Source organism: Streptomyces sp. KL109B (assembly GCF_030766935.1).
GTDB lineage: Bacteria > Actinomycetota > Actinomycetes > Streptomycetales > Streptomycetaceae > Streptomyces.
On record NZ_JASERL010000021.1, the window covers coordinates 20986 to 28413 of the forward strand.

The window sequence follows — 7428 nt, forward strand, 5'->3', positions numbered from 1 at the left end:
CGCTATGACGCAGATCAATTCGCCGGTCAAGCTCGACGAGCTCATCACGGCCATCACCGAGAACCACACCAACGCCCTCGACCAGCTCAGCGGCGCCATCCTGCTGGCCGACCACATTGGCGAGGTCGCCGACCATCTCATCGGCCACTTCGTCGACCAGGCCCGTCACTCCGGTGCTTCCTGGACCGACATCGGCAGCTGCATGGGTGTCACCCGGCAGGCGGCGCGGAAGCGGTTCGTCGGCAAGTCCGAGGCCAAGCGGTCGAATGCCTTCGAGGGGTTCTCCCGGCCCGCTCGCAGCGCGATCGTCGTCGGCATGAACGAGGCCAAGGCGGCCGGCAACGCCGAGATCGTCCCGGCGCATGTCCTCCTCGGCCTGCTCAGCACCGAGGGCAGCGCGGCCGGCGCCCTGCGGGCACAGGGCATCGACCTCGACCAGGCGCGAGACGCGGCTGTGGCCGCCCTGCCGCCGCGCAGCGACGCCGATCCGGTGCTGATCCCGTACGACGCCCGCGCGAAGAAAGCGCTGGAACTGGCGCCGCGGGTTGCCTTCCGCCTCGACCAGGACAGCGTCAGCACCGGCCACGTACTGCTGGGGCTGCTGGAAGAGGGAGGTGGTGACGGAGTCCTGGCCTCCCTGAGCCTCGACACGGCGGCGGTCGAGCGTTTCGTGGCTGAAGCCGCGGACGAATCGTCCGTCGCCTCGTAGCCAACCCGCTCGTGTCCGTCCGCTGACAGCAGCGGACTCCGGAACGGGATCGGCGCGGGAACGGAACAGTTGCGAAAAGGGAACTCCGGGCGAGGTGGAGCCTGTCGAAGGTGACACCCCGCCCGGATGCCCTCGAACCCCGCTCCGCCCCACCGGTCTCAGCCCGTCTCCCTTTCCCGACCAGTGCACGCGGAGTGGTGTGATGACTTTCGACCGAACACCGAGCTTGGGCCTTGGGCGCCCACGGAGGGCACATCAGCGCAAGACCGGGAGAGGAAGCCTCGCACCAGCGGCCTCCCTGGCCGCGCCGCGTCGGCCGACGGGCGCGCGTGCGGGAGTGCCTGCCTGATGGCGGCTCAGGTCGCCAACGACCGTGTCGCTCTCGTCACGGGAGCTTCGGGAGCGCTCGGTGCCGCCGTGGCACGAGTCCTCGACCAGCGTGGCTACCGGCTGGCGCTGCACTACACCAGCGGTGAGGACCGGGCCCGTAAGGTAGCGGCCGAGCTCAGCGGGCCGAGCACCCTCGTGCGGGCGGACATCGCGGACTGGGCCGACACCCGGGAGATGGCCGACCGGGTGCGCGCTGAGCTGGGAGGCATCAGCGTTCTCGTGAACGCGGGTGCGATCCGCCGGGACGGTCTCATGGCCGTCCAGCCCGTCGACGACTGGACCCGGACCGTTGCCGTCAATCTGATCGGCACCTTCCATACCTGCCGGGCGGCACTCCCGGACATGTTGCGGGGCCGCTGGGGACGCATCATCAACGTCGTCTCGCCCGCCGGCCTCCTGGGCAGCCGGGGCCAGACGGCGTATTCGGCGTCCAAGGCCGGTGTGCTGGGTATGACCCGGAGCCTGGCCCTGGAGTGCGGGCGATTCAATGTGACGGTCAACGCGCTGTCACCCGGCCTCATGGCCACCGCGCTCACCGAGGATTTGCCTGCCGGGGCCCGCGCCATGCTTGTGTCGCGGACCGCGTTCGGCCGTATGGGCACGCCTGACGAGGTGACTCGTGGCATCGAACTGCTGCTGGACGCCGACTACATGACCGGTCAGGTGCTGTCCATCGACGGGGGTATGTCGATCTCGTGACCGCCGCCTACGACGGCGTGGCATGCGAAGAATCGCCCTCGGCCGCCCGGGGAGTGGCGCCGCTTCGGGCCGCACCTCGGCATGCCTCCAGCAGGTCCTGGACCGGGCGGACACCACCACGAACGAGAAGAGGAAATCTTCGCGTGATCGACTCCCTCTTGCCCCCCCCGCCGCCCGCGCCGTTCAGTCCTTCACTGATCGGATGGACATCACTCTGTCTCGACAGGAAGAGGCGCTCATCGCCAGAGCCGTCCCGAAACGACGCAACGAGTTCACCACCGTCCGCGCCTGCGCCCACGACGCACTGGCCGGGCTCGGCCTGGCTCCGGTTCCGCTGCTCCCGGACGAGCGGGGAGCCCCGGGCTGGCCACCCGGGGTCGTCGGCAGTATGACGCACTGCCCGGGCTACGGTGCCGCTGCGGTGCCTCGCTTGCCGCTCTACCCGCCGCGGCGGGTAGAGCGGCAAGCGACCGCCTTCTGTTCAGCGCCAAGGAGTCCCTGTACAAGGCGTGGTACCCGGTGACCCGCCGCTGGCTGGGTTTCCGGGACGTGTTCCTCGAACTCGGCCCGGACGGCACGTTCACCGCCCGCGTCCTCGTCCCCGCGCCGCCCGAACTCGCCTGTGTGCAAGGGCGTTGGGTCGCCGGCGGCGGCCTTGCGCTCACAGCCGTGGCTGTGGAGAGGCGTGGGTCTGTAAAGCGAGCGGTGTAACCGGGTTTGGTGTGGCCGGAGTTGGCCTGCGGTGAGGGCGGCCTGCTCCGTCGGGAAGTGTCCGCGGGCGCGGACGGCCTTGCGGACGCGTGCGTTGTCGCTCTCGATGCGGTTGGTCGTGCACACAGTCCGGTGTCCAGAGGCGGAGGCCCATCAGCACGATCACCGACAAGGTAAGGGACGGCATGGCCGCGGCATCCAGAGTCGGTTCCGCCTGGTCATCGACGGTCACGGACTCGGTCACGGACTCGCTCACGGTGTCAGTCACTTGATGTCTCTTCCGTGACCATCAATGACACCGGTGAGCGTACAGACCCACGACACCCTGCGCGCGATGGCGGGGACGGGCCTCGCGAGGGGAAGGAGCGTGCACGGGGCCGGGCAAGGAACACTCAAGAACGGACGACGAGAGCAGGGGAGTCGGCCCGTGGATTGCTCTGGCAGCGGCCCGTGTCACAGGGGCAGGGGTGGCTCCTTCTGCCGCGGCCTACTGGTGAGGCTCCACCGGCGAAGGCATGGAAAGCTGTCGCCGAGTGGTGTCGAGCCGACGCACGACGCGGCATGCCTGCCCCATCAGTCGGGGCAGTTGGGAGCCACGTACGAAGAGATGGCCGTCGGACACGGTGCGGAGTCTCACGGGCCCCTCGGTCCAGGCGTGCCAGCCCTCTGCCAGCGCGGGCGACGCCGGCCCGTCGTCGTCCCCGGCGATGATGAGCAGCGGTGTGCTGAGAGGGTCGGCCGGCGACGGTGTGCGTGCCGCCGCGCGCAGTGCGCGGTCGAGCGCCAGGTCGTCCCGGAGCACCTGCTTCCCGGCCGGTTCCCGGATGCCGCCGAGGTCCGTGCCGGGCGGTACGACGCCCATCCGGTCCAGCGTGCGCAGGAGCTCGGCCTCCGGCACTCCCAGGATGTAGGCCGACTCGGGAGGCATGTGCGGGGGCGTGCACGCGCCGACCGCCAGCAGCGCCGGGCCGGGCAGGCCAATCTCCAGCAGGGCGCGGGCCACCGTGTAGCAGACCAGGGCGCCGAGACCGTGCCCGTACAGGACACAGGGGCCGGCCGACGCATTGGTGAACAGGTGCAGAACATCGCCGAGCAGCGCTTCGCGCGTGGTCACGCTGAACTCGTCGCGCCGTCGGCCGCGGCCGGGCAGCAGCACAGGGACAGGTATCACGCCCGGCCCGACAGCCGCGGTCCAGTCCTGGAAGGTGGAGACGTCCGCTCCGGCGTGCGCGAAACAGTAGAGCCGTACCGGCTGTTCGTGCGGCATGGATCCCCTTCTCCACGTGCGTGAACGCGGTGGTTTCAGAGGGTCGTCGCTCGGCCTCGACAGCCACTCGAGACTGGCCCGAAGGGTCCACGAGCGCGGGCCGCCCAGGCGGTCTTTCCGGCGTCCCTTCAGTCGGTGATTTGTGGGCGGGGGAGTGGTTCAGGGGCGGCGTGCAGGGGTCGCGCCTGATCAATTGCTTGGTGGGGCCGGGGGAGGTTGTCGTGCGGTTCGAACTGGCGCAGCGCGTCATGTAGATGGCGCTGGTTTCAGATGAGTGTGGGGTCCGGCAGTTCTCGGAGCGCTCCCGAATTTTCCGCCCCCTCCCGGCGCGGGTGCGCGCGTGCTGGCCTCGGCGCGATTCCGACGGGTGGCTTCGTTGATCTCTAAGAACAGCGTTTGTCGACAGGTTCCGGAGTCAGTTGATGATCAATGGGCCCGTGAATGTCGATGAGAAATGACGGCACTGACGTGGCCGCGAAGACGGGACGGCCAGCCGGCCGTCAGGGCGGCTGGCCGTCGGCGGCAGGTAGCCGCAGGTGCCAGAGCCTGTGTCTGAACCCCTGATCTGTCACTTGCCGGGGCTGGTGGGAAGGTTCCTGCACGAGCGGGTCTACGCGGGGCATGTTCGAGCGCTGGGGAAATGGTCCCGGGAGCACTCGGACGCCCCTGGTGCACGCTGGCGTAGAGCTGAGCTTGGCCCTCCCTGCCTGTCCAATCGCGACAACGAGCGTTTCGGACCCGCTCGGCCGCCTTACGGGACGACCAGTATGCGGCCCAGCTGTGCACGGGTCTCCAGTAGCCGGTGCACCTTGCTGGTCTCGGTCAGCGGCAGGCGGGCGTGGACCTCTGTGCAGAGCAGTCCCTGTGCCGCGTACTCGGTAAGTTCGTTCAGGTCCTTCGCTGCGCGCTCGGCGTCGGCTGCCTGTGCGGCTATGAGGGAGAACCCGGTGACGGACCTCAGGGCGAACAGGTCGGTGACGGGGATGCTGCCGAGCTCGCCGCTCGCGGCCCCATACGTCACCAGCCGTCCGTGCGGGGCCAGTACGTCCAGGCTGCGGCGCAGGATCTCGCCGCCGGCCGCGTCGAGGACGACGTCCACGCCGCCGGGCGCAGCCGTGCGGACCTGCTCCGGCCAGTCCTCGTCGGTGTAGTCGACGCCGAGATCAGCGCCCTGGGTGCGGGCGAAATCCAGCTTGGCAGCCGTACTTGCCGTGGCGATGACCGTACCCGCACCGAGCAACTTCGCGAGCTGCACGGCGAGGTGGCCGATGGCGCCCGCGGCAGAGTGGACCAGTACGGTCTCGCCGGGCGCCAACCGCCCGGCGCGCAGCACGCCCAGGGCCACCGGTGCCGTCATGGGGAGCGCGCTGGCCGTGCCCGCGTCGAGCCCGTCGGGTACCGGGACGAGCCACTGCGCGTCTGCGACGATGAGGTCGCAGAACGCGTCCTCGGAAGCCGTGGCGACCCGCCGTCCGATCAAGGACGGCTCTGTGTCAGGCCCGACCGCCTCGACCACGCCCACCACGTCGCCGGTGAGGGACCGGGGTAAGGGCCGCGGGTAGAGCTCGGTCTGGGCCATGCCGCGTCGGAGCTGGGTGTCCACGAAGTTGGCGCCGATCGCCTCGGCCCGGATGAGCACCTGGCCCGCCTTCGGGATGGGCACCGGGGCCTCTTCCACGGCGAGGACCTCGGGGCCGCCGTAGGAGTGGTAACGGATGCGTCGCATGGCAACTCTCCTTGAACAGGGGGGTGTTCTAAACTGGACCAGCGGTCCAATTCGGACCGTACTGGACCGGCAGTCCAGTTGTCTATGGGCATGGTCCTGGATGAGGAGAGAGCTGATGGCGCAAGGCCGCCGCGAACGCGCCGATGCGGCACGCAACCGGCGCGCGATCCTCGAGGCCACGGAGAGCCTCCTTGCCGAACGTCCTCCGGAGCAGGTCTCGATGGAGCGCATCGCTGCCGCGGCAGGTGTCGGCAAGGGCACGGTGTTCCACCGCTTCGGCAGCCGCGCGGGTCTGATGCGGGAGCTGATGCTGGAACGCGCTCACGCCCTGCACGAATCGGTCACGGAAGGCCCCCCGCCGCTGGGCCCGGGAGCCCCTCCCCGACAGCGGCTGCTGGCCTTCCTCGACGCGGTCGTGGACGTGGTCGGGCGGAACAAAGGTCTGCTGGCCGCTCTCGGGCAGGCGGCGACATCCCCCCGCGACGCCCAGGAGGACTCGCGCGAACAGCACTCCGTCTACGGGTTCTGGCACGGCCACATCAGCGCGCTGATCGCCGAGGAACGCCCCGACCTGGACGCCGAGGTACTGGCCCATGTCCTGCTTGGCGCTCTGCAGAACGGACCGATCGTGCACCTGCTGGGGCAGGGAGAGACCCGACGGCTTGCGGTGTCGCTGCGGCTGCTGGTCACCAGCATGCTGGAGGAGTGACGGCCCTGTGGGGTTCCAAAAGCCACGCATGTGCTTTGACCTGGCGGTTCTCGCCTGATCTCGGTGGTGGGTCATGCTGCTGATTGGTACTCGTTGAGGAGTCCGCCGAGGATTTTGCGGCGGTGGACGTGGCGGGCGGGGAAGGGGAGGACGTTCGGGTTGTCCGCTGGCGCGCGCAGGTTCAGGGCTCGGTGGGCCCGGCCGGTGTTGTAGTGCTCGGCGTAGCGGTTGAGGATGCGGCGCAGGTGTTGTTCGTTGTAGGTGAGGATGCGGTCGGTGCATTCCGTACGGACGGTGCGTACGAACCTTTCCGCGTACGCGTTCATCCGTGGGGCCTGGGGTGCTGTCTTCACGATCTGGGTGTCGTTCCCGGTGAACACGGCATCGAAGGCGGCGGTGAACTTCGCATCGCGATCGCGGATGAGGTATCTGAACCGGTCGGCATTCTCGCCGAGGATCAGCTGGAGGTTTCTGGCCTGCTGGGCGACCCAGGCACCCGTGGGGTTCGCGGTGACGCCGAGTAAGTGCACGGTGCGGGTGTGGACCTCCATGACGAAGAAGACGTACACGCGTCGGAGGGTGACGGTGTCGACATGGAAGAAGTCGCAGGCCAGCAGTCCTTCGGCCTGGGTGTGCAGGAACTGGCGCCAGGTTTGCTCGTCGGCACGCCGGGGTGCGGGCGGGAGCCCGGCGGAACGGAGCAGGCGGCGGATCGTGGAGGCGCTGACACGGTGCCCGAAGCGGCGTAGCTCGCCCTGGATTCTGGTGTAGCCCCAGGAGGGGTTTTCCCTGGCCAGGCGCAGGATCAGTGTCTGTAGTTCCGCGGGGATGGGTGGTCGGCCGGGCTTCGCGGCCGATTGGTGCCACTTACGTTTCACCAGACGACGGTGCCAGGTGAGGAGGGTGGCGGGGGGTGACGAGACGATGGCGGCGCAGCCGTGCCGGCAGGCGGCGGGTGAGCGCGGACAGCAGGGCCCGGTCGGCCCAGGTCAATCCGGGGCGAGGGGTGCGGCGGCGGAGCACGGCGACCTCGTGGCGCAGGGCGAGGATCTCGATCTCCTTGGCCCGGCCGGAGCGGCCGAGCAGGACCAAGCCGTCGAGCAACCGAACGAAGATCAGGTAAAGCAGTCGCAGTGCCATGTGGCGTGATCTTGCCGGATAGCTCGACCGACCTATAGGTGCAGGTCATCAACCGAGTCGAGTATTGGAACCCCACA

The 7428-nt window shown here is 69.1% G+C and carries 9 protein-coding genes and 1 pseudogene; 5 read left to right on the forward strand and 5 right to left on the reverse strand.

Features of this window, described 5'->3' with window-relative positions; genetic code table 11:
* Positions 1 to 4: 4 nt before the first annotated feature.
* From RBJ65_RS41810 to RBJ65_RS41825, 4 genes are all read left to right on the forward strand, one after another.
* Positions 5 to 709 carry a Clp protease N-terminal domain-containing protein gene (locus RBJ65_RS41810; protein WP_306324241.1) on the forward strand — a complete coding sequence of 235 codons (705 nt, stop codon included), beginning with the start codon at positions 5 to 7 and terminating at the stop codon, positions 707 to 709.
* A 348-nt stretch (positions 710 to 1057) separates the two neighbouring features.
* Entirely contained in the window at positions 1058 to 1798 is a 741-nt protein-coding gene (locus tag RBJ65_RS41815) for an SDR family NAD(P)-dependent oxidoreductase (protein ID WP_306324240.1), read from the forward strand.
* 202 nt (positions 1799 to 2000) lie between these two features.
* Positions 2001 to 2321 carry a 4'-phosphopantetheinyl transferase gene (locus RBJ65_RS41820; protein ID WP_306332212.1) on the forward strand — a complete coding sequence of 107 codons (321 nt, stop codon included), beginning with the start codon at positions 2001 to 2003 and terminating at the stop codon, positions 2319 to 2321.
* Positions 2297 to 2509 (forward strand): hypothetical protein, encoded by a 213-nt coding sequence (locus RBJ65_RS41825; protein WP_372342339.1) that lies wholly within the window; start codon positions 2297 to 2299, stop codon positions 2507 to 2509. The genes RBJ65_RS41820 and RBJ65_RS41825 overlap by 25 nt, the downstream gene beginning before the upstream one ends.
* A 33-nt stretch (positions 2510 to 2542) precedes the next feature.
* On the opposite strand, the pseudogene RBJ65_RS41830 reads toward RBJ65_RS41825, so the two are convergent.
* The 3 genes and pseudogenes from RBJ65_RS41830 to RBJ65_RS41840 form a co-directional block, all read right to left on the reverse strand.
* Positions 2543 to 2641, reverse strand: a pseudogene (locus tag RBJ65_RS41830) (transposase); the annotation flags it as partial.
* A 355-nt stretch (positions 2642 to 2996) separates the two neighbouring features.
* Complete coding sequence (locus RBJ65_RS41835) at positions 2997 to 3776, reverse strand: thioesterase II family protein (RefSeq protein ID WP_306324237.1); 780 nt, start codon at positions 3774 to 3776, stop codon at positions 2997 to 2999.
* 751 nt (positions 3777 to 4527) lie between these two features.
* A complete protein-coding gene (locus RBJ65_RS41840; RefSeq protein ID WP_306324236.1) occupies positions 4528 to 5502 on the reverse strand; it encodes a zinc-binding dehydrogenase in 975 nt (324 codons plus the stop codon).
* Between the two features lie 115 nt (positions 5503 to 5617).
* Here RBJ65_RS41840 and RBJ65_RS41845 point away from each other — a divergent pair, with 115 nt between their 5' ends.
* Complete coding sequence (locus RBJ65_RS41845) at positions 5618 to 6211, forward strand: TetR/AcrR family transcriptional regulator (protein ID WP_306324235.1); 594 nt, start codon at positions 5618 to 5620, stop codon at positions 6209 to 6211.
* Between the two features lie 71 nt (positions 6212 to 6282).
* On the opposite strand, the gene RBJ65_RS41850 is transcribed toward RBJ65_RS41845, so the two are convergent.
* Complete coding sequence (locus tag RBJ65_RS41850) at positions 6283 to 7089, reverse strand: integrase core domain-containing protein (RefSeq protein ID WP_306324234.1); 807 nt, start codon at positions 7087 to 7089, stop codon at positions 6283 to 6285.
* Positions 7079 to 7351, reverse strand: a complete 273-nt coding sequence (locus RBJ65_RS41855) for an integrase (protein ID WP_306324233.1) — start codon at positions 7349 to 7351, stop codon at positions 7079 to 7081. The genes RBJ65_RS41850 and RBJ65_RS41855 overlap by 11 nt, the downstream gene beginning before the upstream one ends.
* Positions 7352 to 7428: the final 77 nt, after the last annotated feature.